The following is a 16,592-nucleotide window of genomic DNA, read 5'->3' as shown; positions in this document are numbered from 1 at the left end:
CTCAGCTACTCCCAGTCTCTTCCATGACCATGCTTGATTTCAAATTCAAAATAACCATCTTCTTGGATTTTTTTGAAAATGTCCCGATAGGCTTCTTCATCAAAAAACGGTCCTTTATAAAGAATTTCAAAACTTAAACCGTCGTATTCTAAGTAGGCATGTGAAGAGCGAAAGCCGTTTCGCTGGTAGAAATCCATACGAGCTTTTCGCTGTTCCAGATTATCACAAGGCTCGTCAAGGCGTTCCACCTCTAAAACCATGGTTCTTTGATAAAAATCCACCAACTTATCAATAATTTTGCCACCATAACCGTGGCTGCGCAAATGAGGCATAATCGCAAAAAAGCTGATATAAAAGGCTTTATCATTGTAGACTGAAAAGGCAAAACCGACAAATTCATTCTCATCATAAAAGGAAAAGAAATGAGAAAATTCTCCATCTCCATAGCGTAGCAGCTCTGATAGCGGTGCACGCTCCTCCTCAGGAAAGGCTTCTATATTCAATTGCTCTACTTTTTCTAAATCCGGAAATTCAGCTGTAATAATCTGACTAGTTAAAGACATGACTTTCTCCCTTTTTAACTGCTTTTCTTTTATTTTATCAAAAATGAAGGTATTTGAGAACTATTGAACTAACATTCACAATCATAAAAGAGGCCGGATTATACCAACTTCTTTCAGAATTCTTAATTCATCACAATCATGGCTTTAATCGTTTTTCTGTCAGCCATGTCTTTGTAGGCTTGGTAAATGTCTTCCAATTTGTAAGATTGAGTGAAAACTTTATCAGGATTGATTCGACCGTCTAGAACTGCTTTTAGTAAGATTTCTTTGTCATAAGTTGTACAAGAAGCCGGTCCGCCAGCCATTGCCAAGTTGACCATCCAGTAGTCACCGATATTGATGTCTCCTGTATGAGGCGTTCCGACACATTCCAAAACAGCATCGCAGCCAGCACCGTTGGTTAATTCTTTGACCTTAGCAATCCCTTCTTCACCACGTTCTGCAACAATATCTGTTGCACCGAATTCAAGAGCTAATTTCTGACGATCTTCATGACGGCTCATGATGATAATGCGTTTTGCACCACGTAATTTTGCAGCAATAACAGCACAAAGTCCAACAGCTTCGTCACCAACAATAGCAACTGTATCACCTGTTTTCACATGTGCTACACGCGCAGCGTGGTAACCTGTTGGCATCACATCCGCAAGCGCCATGAAGTTGGCAATCATGCCTTCCGTATAATCACTTGGTTGTTCCGGAATCTTAATCAATGACCAATTTGCATATTGATAACGAACATATTCTGCTTGGTAGCCAGAAGAGAAGTTTTCACTCATTGCATGTCCTTGACAATCCCCTTCAAATCCAGCTTCACAAGCCGCACAATGCCCACAGCCATGAATGAATGGCGCAATGACAAAATTTCCTTTTTTAAAAGTCGTAATGTCTTCGCCTGCTTCTTCTACGATACCGATTACTTCGTGCCCAGAGTTCATGGAGCCTTCTTCTTTAGCATCATCCCCCGATAATTCCACAAATCCGAACCACAGACACAGGTGCGAACCACTCGCAAAATCACATCATCTTTTTCCATAATCTTTGGCATATCTACTTCTTTGACAGCTACTTGACCAGGCTTCATAAAGACAGTTGTTCTCATTTTATTTCTCCGTTTCCTTTATTAAAATAGAAGAATTATATATCGCTTTACATCAATCACAACACATAATACTTGTAAATACAATTCAAACATTATTCCAGTAACTACAGGTTATGCTTGTATAAATAGGTATATCCTTCTCAAAAACAGTATACCACTTGGAGTTCACTATAAGCCAAGAGGTTCTATTTTTCACATATTTTATTTCCAAATCTCTTTTGCACGGTTAAATGCAGACCAAGCCTTAGGCCAACCCATATAAAAAGCTGCATGGGTAATGATTTCAGCTATTTCTTCCTTGGTTACCCCATTTGACTTGGCGAAAGCTAGATGATGTTCCAACTGCTCGAAATTGCCAGCAGTCATCAGAACCGATACTGTCACAATGGAACGAAGTTTAGGCGACAGCTCTTCCTCTCTTGACCAAACTTGCCCAAAGAGGACATCATCATTTAACTCTGCAAATTTAGGAGCAAATTCTCCTAGATTGTCGCGACCCGCTGTTTGTTTTTTTGCCATTATTCGTCTCCTTTTTCTTCAAAAAGCTCTTTTTCTATAGGAACAATTTTATTTTTATAATTTTCAATTTTGTAATTCAAACGGTCTAAGGTTTGCTGTAGCTGATTGACACGCTCTTCCAGTTTTTCTTTCTCATCTTGCAAAATAGCCAAGCGAGCTGAAATACTAACCTCTCCTTTATCCAGCAAACCAATATAATCAATCAAACTTTCCACGGACATTCCAGCCTTTTTAAAGCAACGGACAAATTCCAAAATATCAATATCATGCTGGCTAAAATCCCGAATGCCTGCTTGATTTCGTGGAACAGGAGGAATGAGACCGATCCGCTCATAATACCGAATCGTATCAGCCGTTATCCCTGTCAATTCACTCACTTTCTTAATATTCATTCAAGACCTCTTTTGTTATTGTCCGATGATAACCAACGACTTAATTGCTTCACGCTTGTCCATTGCTTCATAGGCTTCTTGAATCGTATCCAAAGTAAAGCGTTTGGTAAAGACTTTCCCCGGCTCAATGCGACCTTTTAAAACGGCATCTAGCAAAACTTCTTTGTCATAAGTCGTAACAGACGCAATTCCTCCGCGTAGCCCAATATTCTTCCAGAAAAGATTATTGGTGTTCATTTCTGCTTTTTGCGGTACTCCGACACGACCAACAACAGCGCCTGGACGAGCAATTTTAGTAGCCGTATCCACAGATTGTTCTGTTCCAACACATTCTAAGACGGCATCTGCACCTGCTCCATCAGTCAATTGAAGGACTTTCTCAACAGCTTCATCACCCCGTTCTGCAACAATATCAGTCGCACCAAATTCACGTGCTAGTGTCTGGCGATCTGCATGGCGGCTCATCGCAATAATCCGTTTAGCCCCTAATAGCTTGGCAGCAATGACACCGCACAAACCAACGGCTCCGTCTCCCATAACAACGACTGTATCTTCTGCCTTTACTTCAGCTGTCTTTGCCGCATGATAACCCGTCGCCATTACATCAGCCAAAGTCAAGAGTGAATTCAACATATCATCAGAATAATCCTCTGGCTGTCCTGGAATTTTAACCAAAGCCCAATTGGCATTTGTAAAGCGAAGGTACTCTCCTTGGTAGCCAGCATTTCCTCCACCTTCCATATTTAAGCAATTACCATCAAAGCCAGCACGACAAGCCGCACAATGCCCGCAGCCATGAGTAAAGGGTACAACGACAAAATCACCTGCTTTTATATCCGTCACAGCTGATCCAACTTCTTCTACCACACCAATCGCTTCGTGACCCGCTAATGTGTTTGGCTCACGCTTAGAAATGCCACGAAACCACCACAAGTCAGAACCACATACACAAGCTCTGACAATTCGGATAATCGCATCCGTTTCCTTTTCCAACTGCGGACGCGCAACCTCTCTTACCTCCATTTTCCCTGGTTCTACAAAAACTGCTGCTTTCATCTTATTGCTCCTTTCTCTATTAAAAAGATGATGCTCCACATTCATCAAAAAGATAAAATATTTACACTTTTATTATATACCTTGGAGTGCACTCTAAGTCAAGAAATTTTTGAAAAATCTGAGCAGTCCATGATTATTTTCAGCCAAACTTTTTATTAAAAATATTGTTCAGTACCGTCTTCGATGCTTTTTTATGCTAAAATAGACTTAGAAACTTCAGAAGAAACGGGATTAGATAATTTATGTCCAGAAGAGATTATAGAAATATACGTTCTAGAAGATGGATCGGTATACTGCTTATTCTTATCGCAGTTGGTATTATTATACAGTACCTCATTCCAATCCTTCTTTCCATCGGCATAGGCTACGGAATTTACTACTATGCAACTCATAAACCGAAAAAAATCACAGAGCCCAGCGCCAGTCAGCAAATTGAAGATTTGAAACAGGAAATCAGAGCTGCAGATAGTCGAATCAAACAATTAGATGCTTATCTGGAAGAAAAGGCTTATGAAAAATACCAACAGTTAGCTGAACAGCTTTTGCCTCAATTAAGCTATATCCAAGGTCGGACTGATACCTTGAGAAAACATATCTCACCTGAGATTTACCAACGGATTCAACGGAAAGTTCAAGACGTAACAGCAGACATTCATGCTCAACTTTACAACCTCCGCACGCAAGATGCTGAGAGTACAAAGACAAGCCTTGAAGAATTAGCACCAGAATTGCTCGAAACCATTCACAATATCCAAACCGACCATGAAGCTATTCTCAAGAAAATTTCTCAATCAGAAAGCAACAATAAGGAAGAATTAACTGCTATCCACCAATCTCAAATGGAGCATTATGAGGATATTTTGGAGGGCTACCTAAAAATCAAGGCTTCCCCGAAAGATTCTTACAATGCCAAGGAACGGCTCTCCAGTGCCAAAGCGGCTATTGAGCAGTTTGATTTAGACTTGGATGAAACACTCCGTCAGCTCAACGAGGCTGATTTACGAGATTTTGATATCAGCTTGCGGATTTTAACTAAAAAAGAGACGAACACAGAACTATAACATCAAAAGGAGACCTTATGAGCCAAGAATTTAACTTCGACATTGACAAAATCGCTAACAATGCCATTACGAAAACGGATAAAACCACCGAGATTATTGAATCAACCAAAACCCAAGCAAATGGGCAGTTAACTTTTTTGGAAAAATTAACTCCTGAACAACAAAATGCTATCATGGCAAAAGCCCCACAATTGGTAGATAACTTTATTTCCGACCAAAATGCTCTTTTAGATTTTGGACAAGCCGCGGTCGAAGATGTTAATAACACTGTCAACCGTATTTTAGCCGAGCAAAAGAAACTTCAAATCCCACAAGTCGATGAATTGCTAAAAAACACTAATAAAGAGTTAAATGGTTTTGTTGCTAAGTACAAGGATGCTCAAATTGCAGAACTAGATAAAAAGCCAAATTTCTTAGAAAAACTCTTTAAACAAAGCAAGAATACCTTGCAAGAGTTCTATTTTAATTCACAAAATATCGAGCAAAAAATGGACGGAATGGCTGCTACTGTCGTCAAGCAAGAAGATGTACTCGCACGCAATATCGTTTCTGCTGAGATGTTGATTGAAGATAATACCAAATCCATTGAAAATCTAGTCGGTGTCATTTCCTTTATCGAAGCCAGTCAAAGAGAAGCTGGTGCGCGTGCCTTGACTCTTCAAAATGAAGTGGCACAATTAGATACCGCCACTCTAGATTACCAAACCAAATCACAAGAATTGGCCCGCTTGACTGAAGTTGTCAATACATTGGAACAGCAACACACTGAATACATCAGCCGTCTGTATGTTGCTTGGGCCACTACCCCGCAAATGCGTAATCTCGTGAAGGTGTCTTCTGATATGCGCCAAAAACTCGGCATGCTCCGTCGCAACACCATTCCGACCATGAAGCTCTCTATTGCTCAACTAGGTATTTTGCAACAATCAATGAAATCTGGTCAGGTAGCGGACGCCATTTCTAATGCCAACAATGCAGCGCTTCAAATGCTGGCTGAAACCAGCAAAGAAGTCATTCCACAAATGGAGAGAATCTCGCAAAATCCAACAATTGCTGTCGAATCTGTTACTAAGTTGGCTGAAAGCTTAGTCGCTCAAAACCAAGGTATTATCGAAGCCATTGACAAAGGACGGGAGAAACGCGCTCTCCTTGAAGCGACTGTGATCCAATCCGCTGAAACCATTAACGACTCTGTTAAACTACGCGACCAAAAGATTATCCAGGCTCTGCTAGATCAGGGAAAAGAAACTCAAAAAGAAGTGGATGAACGGACTACAAACGAAAGCTAATGGACTGGAAATAGAGTCTGAGACAAAAGTTTCCTAAATTCTTACGATATACTATTTTTTTATCGAAACGAAATAGGTGCTTGGTGGTTGTCACTCCTTGCTACGCAAAGAATGACAACAGCCTCGTCAACTATGCGGGGTGGGAGAACAAAATCAATTTCTTACGAAATACCGATTTTTGTCCCGCTCCCTTTTCTTTTTTTATGTTACAATAAAGGGTATGGACAAGATTATTAAAACAATTTCAGAAAACGGAGCTTTCCGAGCTTATGTACTAGACAGTACTGAAACCGTTCGGACAGCTCAAGAAAAACATCATACTCAGGCCAGCTCAACTGTAGCACTAGGTCGCACGCTCATTGCCAGTCAAATTCTTGCAGCAAACGAAAAAGGAGATACAAAAATCACCGTCAAAGTGCTGGGAACAAGCTCTCTCGGTGCTATTATCACCGTTGCAGATACAAAAGGTACGGTCAAAGGTTATGTGCAAAATCCCGGCGTAGACATTAAAAAAACCGCGACTGGCGAAGTGCTGGTCGGACCATTCGTTGGAAATGGCGAATTCCTCGTCATTACAGACTATGGAACTGGAAATCCTTATCATTCTATGACACCACTTGTATCTGGTGAGATTGGCGAAGATTTGGCATTCTATCTAACAGAAAGCCAGCAAACTCCGTCAGCTGTCGGGTTAAATGTTCTACTAGATGCCAATGACAAGGTCAAGGTTGCTGGTGGTTTCCTCTTGCAAGTCCTTCCTGGTGCCAAAGAAGAAGAAATCGCTCGCTTTGAAAAGCGAATCCAAGAAATGCCTGCTATTTCAACACTTTTAGAATCCGAAAACCATATTGAAGCCCTGCTTTCAGCTATCTACGGCAACGAACTTTACAAACGATTGTCAGAAGAAGAACTCCGCTTCCAATGTGATTGCAGCAAAGATCGGTTTTTAAATGCCCTCTCAAGCCTACCTAAGTCAGATCTTGAAGAAATGCGAGATGAAGACCACGGTGCTGAAATCACTTGCCAATTCTGCCAAAGCACATATCATTTTGACGAAAAAGATTTGGAGGAACTCATTCGTGACAAATCTTAACACCCCTTTTCTGATTGGCAATGTGAAAATTCCCAACCGAACGGTTCTCGCTCCTATGGCAGGAGTGACCAATTCGGCTTTTCGGACAATTGCAAAAGAGCTTGGCGCAGGACTTGTCGTCATGGAAATGGTTTCAGACAAGGGCATTCAGTACAATAACGAAAAGACACTCCACATGCTGCATATTGATGAAGGAGAACATCCCGTTTCCATTCAGTTGTTTGGGAGTGACGAAGATAGTTTGGCACGTGCAGCCGAGTTTATCCAAGAAAATACCCAAACAGATATTGTAGACATCAATATGGGCTGCCCCGTCAATAAAATTGTCAAAAACGAAGCTGGGGCAAAATGGCTCAAAGATCCAGAAAAAATCTATTCCATTATCAATAAAGTTCGTTCTGTTCTAGATATTCCGTTGACCGTGAAAATGCGTACTGGTTGGGCAGACGCCTCACTAGCTGTGGAAAATGCACTGGCAGCTGAAGCTGCTGGTGTGTCAGCTCTTGCTATGCACGGACGCACACGCGAACAAATGTACACTGGGCATGCCGATCTTAAAACTCTCCACCATGTTGCGCAAGCCTTAACCAAGATTCCTTTCATTGCCAATGGCGATATTCGCACCGTTCAAGATGCCAAACAACGCATAGAAGAAGTCGGTGCTGACGCTGTCATGATTGGGCGCGCTGCTATGGGCAATCCGTATCTTTTTCATCAGATTAACCACTATTTTGAAACAGGAGAAATCCTGCCCGATCTCAGCTTTGAGGATAAAATGCAAGTCGCTTACGATCATTTGAAACGTCTAATTGACCTCAAGGGCGAGCATATCGCCGTTCGAGAATTTCGCGGCTTAGCTCCTCATTACCTCCGCGGAACAGCTGGCGCAGCTAAACTCCGCGGTGCCATTTCCCAAGCCAACAGTCTTGCAGAAATTGAAGAATTGCTACAAGTCTAAACATCAAAAAGCACCAATCATCTGGAAGATTATTCCAAATGGTTGGCGCTTTTTATTGAAAGAGCAATTTCTACTAGGTATCTATCCGAGTCATTTCAGTCCTTGCTTGATTGCGGTAAATGAGATCTTCTCGAACAGAGAATCCTAATTTCTCCCAAAACTTGTTTCCTTCTGCATTCCTTTTAAAGACAACCAAGGCAACCTTGTGAATTTTTAACTCATCTAAGACAGTTAAAACTGTCTCAACCAACTTCCGAGCAATCCCTCTCCTACGGTAACTCGGATGAACAGCTGTATGATAGATATATGCCCTTCGACCATCAAAGCCAACTAAAATCGCTCCAATAATTATTTGATTTTCTACTGCTACCAGACAAGTTTGAGGGTTCCTTTTTAGAAACTGTGCAATCCCCTCCTTAGAATCATCCAAATGATTTAAGCCCATACCTGCACATGACAGCCATAATTGGTAAACTTGGTCGTAATCTTCTTCTACCATTTCACGAATGTCCATATTAAAATACCTTATCTATTCCCTGATGAATGCTTCGAATAAAAACTCAGAGCACTTCAAACTTCAATTTTCCAGCCTTGACACCGACTTTTAAGCTTTGTCCCGTTTTTAGCTCACCTGCTAAAAGTAATTCTGATAAATGGTCTTCCACCCGAGTTTGTAGAATTCGACGCAATGGACGAGCTCCCATTTCAGGATCATAGCCCTCTTGAGCTAGAAGCTTCAAAGCACTCGGCTGGAATTTGAGTTTAATTCCTTTTTCTGCAAGACTAGAAATGAGCGGTTGCACCATAATTTTCACTACTTCCTGCATGTCTTCGCTAGTCAAACTGTGAAAAACAACCTTTTCATCAATTCGGTTAATAAATTCTGGACGATAAGCTTTCTTTAGCTCTTCCATCATTCGTTTTTCCATATTTTCATGATCAAAACGAACATCTCTTGCTCCGAACCCAACCGTCTTGTCGTCCCGTAAACTTGTCGCACCAAGATTGCTGGTCATAATGATAATGGTATTGGAAAAATCCACCTTACGCCCCTTGCTGTCTGTCAGCACCCCGTCATCTAAGACTTGGAGAAGCACATTGAAAATATCAGGATGAGCTTTTTCTACCTCATCAAAGAGGAGCACAGAGTACGGACGATTGCGAACTTTTTCAGTCAATTCGCCCCCTTCTTCATAACCAACATAACCTGGAGGCGCTCCATTAAGGCGACTGGCAGCAAATTTTTCCATGTATTCACTCATATCAAAACGAATCAGTGCCGTTTCGTCATCAAAGAGAACTTCTGCCAAAGCCTTAGCTAGCTCAGTTTTTCCGACCCCGGTTGGCCCTAAGAACATAAAGGAGCCGATGGGACGTTTGCTGGTGCGGATGCCGGATTGATTGCGCCGAATCGCTCGACTGATAGCAGAAATTGCTTCATTTTGCCCAATGACCCGTTTGTGAAGTTCCTTTTCTAAATGAAGGTATTTCTTCGCATCTGTTTGCGTCAACTTTTGCACAGGAATGCCCGATAAACCGCTGAGTGTTGCCAAAATATCCTCGTCTTTAACCTTTAGTTTGTAGACAATTGGCTGACTTTCTTTCTCCAACAAAGCGCCAACCTTTTTCCAATCGCCTGCCATTAAAGCCTCGTCTGCTGCACTCAATTCTGCTTTCACATGATTTTGTGGACCTTTATTTTGTACCGTTGCAGCAGCTTCATCTAGCAAATCAATCGCCGAGTCAGGTAGGTGTTTGCTTGTTAGATAACGATGAGCATACTTAACAGCTGTCTCAATCGCTGAATCTGTAATCACCACTTTGTGGTGTTCTTCATAACTTTTCTTGAGCCCCTGTAAAATCGCAATACTATCAGCTACCGTCGGCTCTTCAATAGTAATCTTGGCAAATCTCCGTGAAAGAGCTGCGTCCTTTTCAATATATTTCTGGTACTCTTCTTGTGTCGTTGCGCCGACCGTTCTGAGCGTCCCTCTAGCTAAAGCTGGCTTGAGAATGTTCGCTGCATCTAATGTCGAGTCAATCCCGCTACCCGACCCCATAATAGTATGAAGCTCATCAATGAAAAGAATGACATGTCCATCTGCTTCAATATCATTGATAATATTGTTCATCCGTTCCTCAAAATCACCACGAAAACGAGTTCCAGCCACCACATTCATTAAATCTAGCTCTAAAACTCTCATCTTTGCAAGCTCATTTGGAACTTGACCAGCTGCCACACGTTGCGCCAAACCAAGGGCTAATGCTGTCTTCCCAACTCCTGCATCTCCTACCAACACTGGATTATTTTTCGTCTTGCGACTTAAAATCTGAAGCATGCGAGAAATCTCTTTATCACGCCCAACGACCGGTTCTAAAAGACCAGCACGAGCCATTTCGGTTAAATCACGGGTATAATCTTCTAGTCCGCCACTAGTAGAAGGAGGCATCCCCATCATATTGGCCATCGTTTGTTTCGCTGCAGCAATATTTTTATTTAAGTGGCGAATAGCTTTTATATCTTCTTTACCCCAGCTAGCCTTATGCTCTAAGTTTTTCCGAAGATCGGTCATACGTAAAACGCCTTCTTTATCCTCATAGCTAAAGCCTGTAAATTCAAGGAGACGTGCCGCCAAACTTCCTCGGTCAAACAGCATAGCTAACAACACATGCTCTGTCCCAAGATTCTTAGCATGCACAGCCTCTGCAATTCGCTCAGCTGTTAAAAACAACACTTTCATACGATGAGAAAATGGCCAAATGGTAAAGCTTCCCTCTTGTTGATAAATCTTTCCTGTGATATGAAAGGCTGCTTTCTCAAAATCATCAATTTCAAGTGGGTAATCATTTAAAACTGAACCAGCAACACTATAAGGATTATTTGCCATAGCAATCAACAGCTGCCAAGACTCCAAATAATCCGTTTCAAAATGACTCGCTAACAGTTGTGCCGACTCAATACTTTCTGTCAAAGCTTTTGAATATTTCATATATTAGTTTCTCCCTTTTCTATCAACTTGTTGTAAAATTTTCTTTAACATCCGCGCACGAATCTGTGCAGCATTTACTCCCAATACCCTGTCTGTTGTCGTCGCTAAAAGAAGATTCCCTTCTCGTTCTGTCATGATCTGTTCATCAAATAACAGCTGAATAATATCTGTAAAGACCTGATGGCTAATCTGCTCACCAACGCTATGCAACAAATCACAAAGCAACTCATGGTGATTGGAAAATTCAATTCGACCAATCCGAATGTAGCCACCTCCACCACGCTTACTTTCAACAATATAGCCACGACTTTCTGTAAATCGTGTCTTTATTACATAGTTTATCTGACTAGGAACAACTTGAAAAACATCTGCAATCTCACTTCGCTTCAACTCTGCAATTCCTGCCTGCGCCAAAAGAGTTTTAATATATTCTTCAATACTATCTGATGTATTTTTACTACTCATGCCAACTCCTTCCCTTTAGACCTCATTCTATAAATCATATCCACAACTGACATTGACTATCTTTGACTAATATTATACCGAAATTCTTCCATTTTTGAAAGAGAAAGCGCTAAATGAAAAACTGAAAAGTCTGATTATTCAAGCAAGTGAAAAAGCTTATCTACTAGCAACAATTTAAGTGTAAACGCTTGCCTTTTAATTTTAAAGCGTTATAATATAGATGAAAATTTGACGATATCAATAAAGGAGGCCAAATGAATGAAAATGGATTGGTTCAAATATACACGTCATGTACTGGTTTGGTTGGTTTCAACTTTATTCTTTTTTACAGTTATTTCTGCTGATTATGTGGATGTCCAAGTCATCCCGTTAGTCATCTGCTTATTTGCTCCATTTTTATTTGAACCGTCTTCAATAAACCCTAAAACAAAATGGACAATTGATTTAGCCATCATTGCTGTAAGTGTCTGTGCTATTCTCTTTACACAAACATATCGAATCGCTTTTACCTACTCCGAAATTACCTATCTACTAATTTCTTTAATCGTTTTAATCTTTGTAGACTCTGTGATTTCTCACAAGGGATTCACGAAAAAAATTGTAAAATAATCACAGACACTATTAGAAAAGGCTAGAGAGTTATATCAGCTCTCTAACCTTTTTATTTATGATTTAAACGCTAACTATTGATTGCCTTAGTTTTGACCAAGAGCAGCAGCCATCGTAGCAGCTACTTCTGATTCAAAATCATTGGCAGCTTTTTCAATACCGTCACCTACTTCAAAACGAGTGAAGCTTGCAATTGTCACACCTTGACTTTCAAGGAATGCTTCAACAGTCTTGCTGTCGTCCATGATATAGACTTGCGCAAGTAATGTGTAAGCTTGGTCAACTTTTGTATTGTCCAGCATGAAGCGATCCATTTTACCAGGAATAATTTTATCCCAGATTTTTTCTGGCTTACCTTCAGCTGCAAGACCAGCTTTGATGTCTTCTTCAGCTTGTGCAATCACTTCATCCGTCAATTGAAGTTTAGAACCAAATTTGTAGTGTGGAAGCGCTGGTTTACCAACCATTGCACGACTTTCGTTGTCTTGATCAATTTTGTGGTTCATTTGAGCCAATTCATCATGGATAAATTCTTCGCTCAATTCTTTGTATGAAAGAACAGAAGGCTTCATAGCTGCAACATGCATTGCCACGTGTTTTGCAAGATCTTCGTCACTACCTGAAAGAACTGTGATAACGCCGATACGTCCACCATTGTGTTGGTAAGCTCCAAATACTTGATCATCTGCTTTTTCAACAACTGCAAAACGACGGAATGAGATTTTTTCTCCGATTGTAGCAGTTGCACTAACATAAGCAGCTTCAAGTGTTTCACCTGAAGGCATTGTCAAAGCAAGAGCTTCTTCGTTGTTAGCTGGTTTGCCTTCTGCGATTACTTTAGCTGTTTCGTTTACCAATTCAACGAATTGAGCATTTTTTGCTACAAAGTCTGTTTCTGAGTTCACTTCAACGATAGCGGCAACATTGCCGTTTACATAGACACCAGTCAATCCTTCAGCAGCAACACGGTCTGCTTTTTTAGCAGCTTTTGCCATACCTTTTTCACGAAGCAATTCAATTGCTTTTTCGATATCGCCATCTACTTCTACAAGTGCTTTTTTAGCGTCCATGACACCAGCACCAGATTTTTCGCGCAATTCTTTTACAAGCTTAGCTGTAATTTCTGCCATTTTGATCCTCCAATTAAAATATTACGGTTTTATTTAATAAAAAAGGGAGGGCTAGGCCCCGCCCCATAAGTTCGTTACTTGATTATTCGTTTGAGCCTTCGACAACTTCAACGATTTCTTCGATAGAATCTGCTTGTGAATCAGCTGCAGCTAATTCTGCTTCTACTGATTCAACGTTATCTTCACCTTGGCGGCCTTCGATAATTGCATCAGCCATTTTCGCAGTGATTAACTTAACAGCACGAATAGCATCGTCGTTAGCTGGAATGATGACATCAATGTCATCTGGATCTGTATTTGTATCCACCATCGCTACAACTGGAATACCTAATTTCTTAGCTTCTTTAACAGCGATTTGTTCTTTATGTGGATCCACAACATACATCACATCTGGAATACGTGGCATTTCTTCGATACCACCCAAGAATTTTTCAAGACGAGCGCGTTGTTTGTTAAGAAGAGCGACTTCTTTTTTAGGAAGAACATCAAAAATTCCGTCTTCTTCCATACGTTTGATTTCTTTCAAACGAGCAACACGTTTTTGAATCGTTTCCCAATTTGTAAGCGTTCCACCCAACCAACGGTGGTTGATGTAGTATTGACCAGCACGTTCTGCTTCTTCTTTTACAGCATCAGCAGCTTGTTTTTTCGTACCAACAAACAAGATAACTGCATCGTTAGCAGCCGCATCACGCATAAAGTCGTATGCTTGATCTGCAAATTTTACAGTTTGTTGCAAGTCGATAACGTGGATACCGTTACGTTCTGTGAAGATATACTTCGCCATCTTAGGGTTCCAGCGACGAGTTTGGTGACCAAAGTGTACACCAGCCTCAAGAAGTTGTTTCATTGAAATTACTGCCATGAGTAATGTCTCCTTTTTTGTTTTTTCCTCTCCCAGATTTCAACTCGCAAAACCACCCGTAGGCAACGGCTTCACAATTCATCTGAAATGAGTATTTGCCGATTACACGACATCTACTATCATATCAAAATTTCTTCCATTTTACAAGAGGGTTTCTGCTTTTTCATGCCAAATGCACGAAGAAAATCATTCGAAATTTATAACCTTTTAAAAGGGAAAGTCCTGACTTATCTTAATCACTATAATCTTTTAAGTAGGCTCTTAATTCTCGAATCATAGCTTGGCGGCCTTTGAACCGTTCATCGGCTAGTAAGCGCTCGTACTGCTCCTGTTTCTCTGGGCTCAGTTGAGCTTGATAGCTCTTTAGCTGGTCTCGGAGAATCACCAATTCATCCAGATATAGTTCTTTTAGGCTGAGCTTGTGACCAATCTCGCTCACTTCTTCATAAGCTTGACGATCAAGTTTGCGTTTTTGACTTTCCTGTTTACGGAGGATGTCCAGGATATGATTCCGGAACTTGGTCTTATAGTAAACATAGAGCTGACTTTCTTCTTCTACCAGCTGCGGATACTGGCTTACCAACTGATAGAGCACCAACATTCCCTCTTGGTCCCAATCACTTAACTCCCACAGGTGGACATAATATTCCCGACAGCACTTTAGTACAATTCCTCTCACCTTGGCATATAACTCCTTGAACTCCATCTTCTTCTCCTTCCTTTTTCTTACCTTTTAAGGATAACAAACTTGAAGCTTTTAGGAGAGCTGGGTAGCTGTTCTACTCTTTTCGGTTTCTATTTCGCACTTCTTAATACACCTATCTATCTCTTCAGGTACTTTTACATTCTTTTCAGCGGATAAAGTTAAAATTAACAGATGTCTGTTTGGGAGTTTTCATGATAAATTCAGCATTATAATTCTGTAAATTCTGTAGTGAAGCATCGATTATGAAATTCTAAAAAACGCCTGCTTACGAAATTGTTTTTTTGTAAAAGCAATTTCGTAAACAAGCGTCTACTTTTCTTATCATAAGATGAGTGTTCCCGCTAGGAAAAATCCTAGCGGTAGACCAGAGCTAGACTAAGAGTAACATTACTCCATCATCATAACACTCAACAAAATTGATAAAAATTATACTAATTCAATGATTGCCATTGGAGCAGCATCACCACGACGTGGTTCAGTTTTAAGGATACGAGTATATCCACCGTTACGTTCTGCATAACGAGGAGCTAAATCAGAGAATAATTTTTGAAGAGCAGTAGTTGAAGTATACTTTTCTGTTTCTTCATCATAGTTTTCTGATGCAATTTCGTTACGAACAAAAGCTGCTGCTTGACGACGAGCATGCAAATCACCACGTTTACCCAAAGTAATCATTTTTTCAACTGTTTTACGGATTTCTTTAGCACGAGCTTCTGTTGTCACAATTGATTCGTTGATAATCAAGTCAGTGGTCAAGTCGCGAAGCATTGCTTTACGTTGTGAGCTAGTGCGTCCTAGTTTACGGTAAGCCATGTTTTCCTCCTTTATTTATCGTTTTTTAATCCAAGACCGAGATCAGCAAGTTTTACTTTCACTTCTTCAAGACTCTTACGTCCTAGATTTCTTACTTTCATCATTTCAGGTTCGGTTTTTTCTGTCAAATCAAATACAGTATTGATACCAGCACGTTTCAAACAGTTGTACGAACGAACTGACAAATCTAATTCTTCAATTGTACGATCCAACACACGATCATCTGAAACTTTTTCTGTTTCTTTCATCACATCGGTAGATTTTGCTACTTCAGTTAAGTTAGTAAACAGGTCTAAATGTTCCGTTAAAATGCGCGCAGAAAGCCCTAGAGCATCTTCTGGAATAATCGTCCCATCTGTCATGATTTCAAGAGTTAATTTATCAAAACCATCATTGCTACCAACGCGAGCTGGTTCAACTTGATAATTAACTTTTTTCACCGGCGTATAGATTGAATCTACCGCAAGCGTCCCTACTGGTGCATCATCTTTTTTATTTTCATCAGCCGGTACATAACCACGACCTGTATTTACGGTCATAATAGCTTTTAAGCTAGCACCTTCACCAATTGTAAAGAGATAATGATCAGGATTTACAATTTCAATATCACTATCTGTCAAAATATCACCGGCAGTGATTTCTGCAGGACCTTCAACATCAAGCTCAATTGTCTTTTCGTCTTCGACGTAAGATTTTACAGCAATCCCTTTGACGTTCAAAATAATTTGCATGACGTCTTCACGGACACCTGGAACTGTATCAAACTCGTGTAGAACACCTTCGATATTGATAGATGTCACAGCAGCACCTGGTAGAGATGCAAGAAGTACACGGCGAAGTGAGTTCCCAAGCGTTGTACCATAACCACGTTCTAGTGGTTCTACTACAAATATGCCATAGTCTTTATTTTCATCAATTTTTGTTATATTTGGTTTTTCAAACTCAATCATTTAGTTACTCCCTCTTAAACGAAAAGCAGTG

General features: G+C 40.5%; 17 protein-coding genes and 1 pseudogene. 5 read left to right on the top strand and 13 right to left on the bottom strand.

The genetic code is table 11. From position 1 onward, the window contains the following. Positions 1-5: 5 nt before the first annotated feature. The 5 genes and pseudogenes from ANG_RS01640 to ANG_RS01620 form a co-directional block, all read right to left on the bottom strand. The gene (locus tag ANG_RS01640; protein ID WP_003036562.1) at positions 6-563 is read right to left on the bottom strand and encodes a GNAT family N-acetyltransferase; all 558 of its coding nucleotides are present in this window, start codon (positions 561-563) and stop codon (positions 6-8) included. Positions 564-685: 122 nt separating this feature from the next. Next, positions 686-1,665: pseudogene (locus tag ANG_RS01635) on the bottom strand (alcohol dehydrogenase catalytic domain-containing protein). 201 nt (positions 1,666-1,866) lie between these two features. Continuing rightward, positions 1,867-2,184, bottom strand: coding sequence for a carboxymuconolactone decarboxylase family protein (locus ANG_RS01630; protein ID WP_003036518.1), 318 nt, complete (start codon positions 2,182-2,184; stop codon positions 1,867-1,869). Beyond that, complete coding sequence (nmlR, locus tag ANG_RS01625) at positions 2,184-2,576, bottom strand: stress response transcriptional regulator NmlR (protein ID WP_003036520.1); 393 nt, start codon at positions 2,574-2,576, stop codon at positions 2,184-2,186. Before nmlR ends, ANG_RS01630 begins: the two co-directional genes overlap by 1 nt. A gap of 15 nt (positions 2,577-2,591) precedes the next feature. Next, the gene (locus ANG_RS01620; RefSeq protein ID WP_003036586.1) at positions 2,592-3,632 is read right to left on the bottom strand and encodes a zinc-dependent alcohol dehydrogenase family protein; all 1,041 of its coding nucleotides are present in this window, start codon (positions 3,630-3,632) and stop codon (positions 2,592-2,594) included. A 242-nt stretch (positions 3,633-3,874) separates the two neighbouring features. Between ANG_RS01620 and ANG_RS01615 the strand changes: the two genes are divergently transcribed. The 4 genes from ANG_RS01615 (at position 3,875) to dusB (ending at position 8,033) form a co-directional block, all read left to right on the top strand. Continuing rightward, positions 3,875-4,693, top strand: a complete 819-nt coding sequence (locus ANG_RS01615) for a hypothetical protein (RefSeq protein WP_003036522.1) — start codon at positions 3,875-3,877, stop codon at positions 4,691-4,693. 17 nt (positions 4,694-4,710) lie between these two features. Then, a complete protein-coding gene (locus ANG_RS01610; protein ID WP_003036496.1) occupies positions 4,711-5,982 on the top strand; it encodes a toxic anion resistance protein in 1,272 nt (423 codons plus the stop codon). Positions 5,983-6,202: 220 nt separating this feature from the next. After that, a complete protein-coding gene (hslO, locus tag ANG_RS01605; protein WP_003036595.1) occupies positions 6,203-7,075 on the top strand; it encodes an Hsp33 family molecular chaperone HslO in 873 nt (290 codons plus the stop codon). Continuing rightward, complete coding sequence (dusB, locus tag ANG_RS01600) at positions 7,062-8,033, top strand: tRNA dihydrouridine synthase DusB (RefSeq protein WP_003036548.1); 972 nt, start codon at positions 7,062-7,064, stop codon at positions 8,031-8,033. The genes hslO and dusB overlap by 14 nt, the downstream gene beginning before the upstream one ends. A 73-nt stretch (positions 8,034-8,106) precedes the next feature. Here the strand turns inward: dusB and ANG_RS01595 are convergent, their stop codons facing one another. The 3 genes from ANG_RS01595 to ANG_RS01585 are packed head-to-tail and all read right to left on the bottom strand — an operon-like array spanning position 8,107 to position 11,488. Then, positions 8,107-8,547: a GNAT family N-acetyltransferase gene (locus ANG_RS01595; RefSeq protein WP_003036494.1), complete on the bottom strand. Its 441-nt coding sequence runs from the start codon at positions 8,545-8,547 to the stop codon at positions 8,107-8,109. Positions 8,548-8,593: 46 nt separating this feature from the next. Beyond that, positions 8,594-11,023, bottom strand: a complete 2,430-nt coding sequence (locus ANG_RS01590) for an ATP-dependent Clp protease ATP-binding subunit (RefSeq protein ID WP_003036608.1) — start codon at positions 11,021-11,023, stop codon at positions 8,594-8,596. A 3-nt stretch (positions 11,024-11,026) separates the two neighbouring features. Then, positions 11,027-11,488, bottom strand: a complete 462-nt coding sequence (locus ANG_RS01585) for a CtsR family transcriptional regulator (protein WP_003036579.1) — start codon at positions 11,486-11,488, stop codon at positions 11,027-11,029. Positions 11,489-11,746: 258 nt separating this feature from the next. Between ANG_RS01585 and ANG_RS01580 the strand changes: the two genes are divergently transcribed. Then, positions 11,747-12,097 carry a hypothetical protein gene (locus ANG_RS01580; protein WP_003036598.1) on the top strand — a complete coding sequence of 117 codons (351 nt, stop codon included), beginning with the start codon at positions 11,747-11,749 and terminating at the stop codon, positions 12,095-12,097. Between the two features lie 86 nt (positions 12,098-12,183). Here the strand turns inward: ANG_RS01580 and tsf are convergent, their stop codons facing one another. The 5 genes from tsf to ANG_RS01555 all read right to left on the bottom strand — a co-directional run bounded on the left by tsf (position 12,184) and on the right by ANG_RS01555 (position 16,561). Next, positions 12,184-13,227, bottom strand: a complete 1,044-nt coding sequence (gene tsf / locus ANG_RS01575; protein ID WP_003026508.1) for a translation elongation factor Ts — start codon at positions 13,225-13,227, stop codon at positions 12,184-12,186. An 82-nt stretch (positions 13,228-13,309) separates the two neighbouring features. Further along, positions 13,310-14,092, bottom strand: coding sequence for a 30S ribosomal protein S2 (gene rpsB, locus ANG_RS01570; RefSeq protein ID WP_003036542.1), 783 nt, complete (start codon positions 14,090-14,092; stop codon positions 13,310-13,312). Positions 14,093-14,324: 232 nt separating this feature from the next. After that, positions 14,325-14,798: a sigma-70 RNA polymerase sigma factor region 4 domain-containing protein gene (locus tag ANG_RS01565; RefSeq protein ID WP_020999414.1), complete on the bottom strand. Its 474-nt coding sequence runs from the start codon at positions 14,796-14,798 to the stop codon at positions 14,325-14,327. A 426-nt stretch (positions 14,799-15,224) separates the two neighbouring features. Further along, complete coding sequence (gene rplQ, locus ANG_RS01560) at positions 15,225-15,611, bottom strand: 50S ribosomal protein L17 (RefSeq protein WP_003026513.1); 387 nt, start codon at positions 15,609-15,611, stop codon at positions 15,225-15,227. Positions 15,612-15,622: 11 nt separating this feature from the next. Continuing rightward, a complete protein-coding gene (locus ANG_RS01555) occupies positions 15,623-16,561 on the bottom strand; it encodes a DNA-directed RNA polymerase subunit alpha (protein ID WP_003026514.1) in 939 nt (312 codons plus the stop codon). Between the last annotated feature and the right edge of the window lie 31 nt (positions 16,562-16,592).

Origin of the sequence: Streptococcus anginosus subsp. whileyi MAS624 (assembly GCF_000478925.1) — a bacterium.
Taxonomy (GTDB): Bacteria; Bacillota; Bacilli; order Lactobacillales; family Streptococcaceae; genus Streptococcus; species Streptococcus whileyi.
Note: the sequence above shows the minus strand (reverse complement) of the source record. Positions and strands in the feature narration are given on the sequence as shown.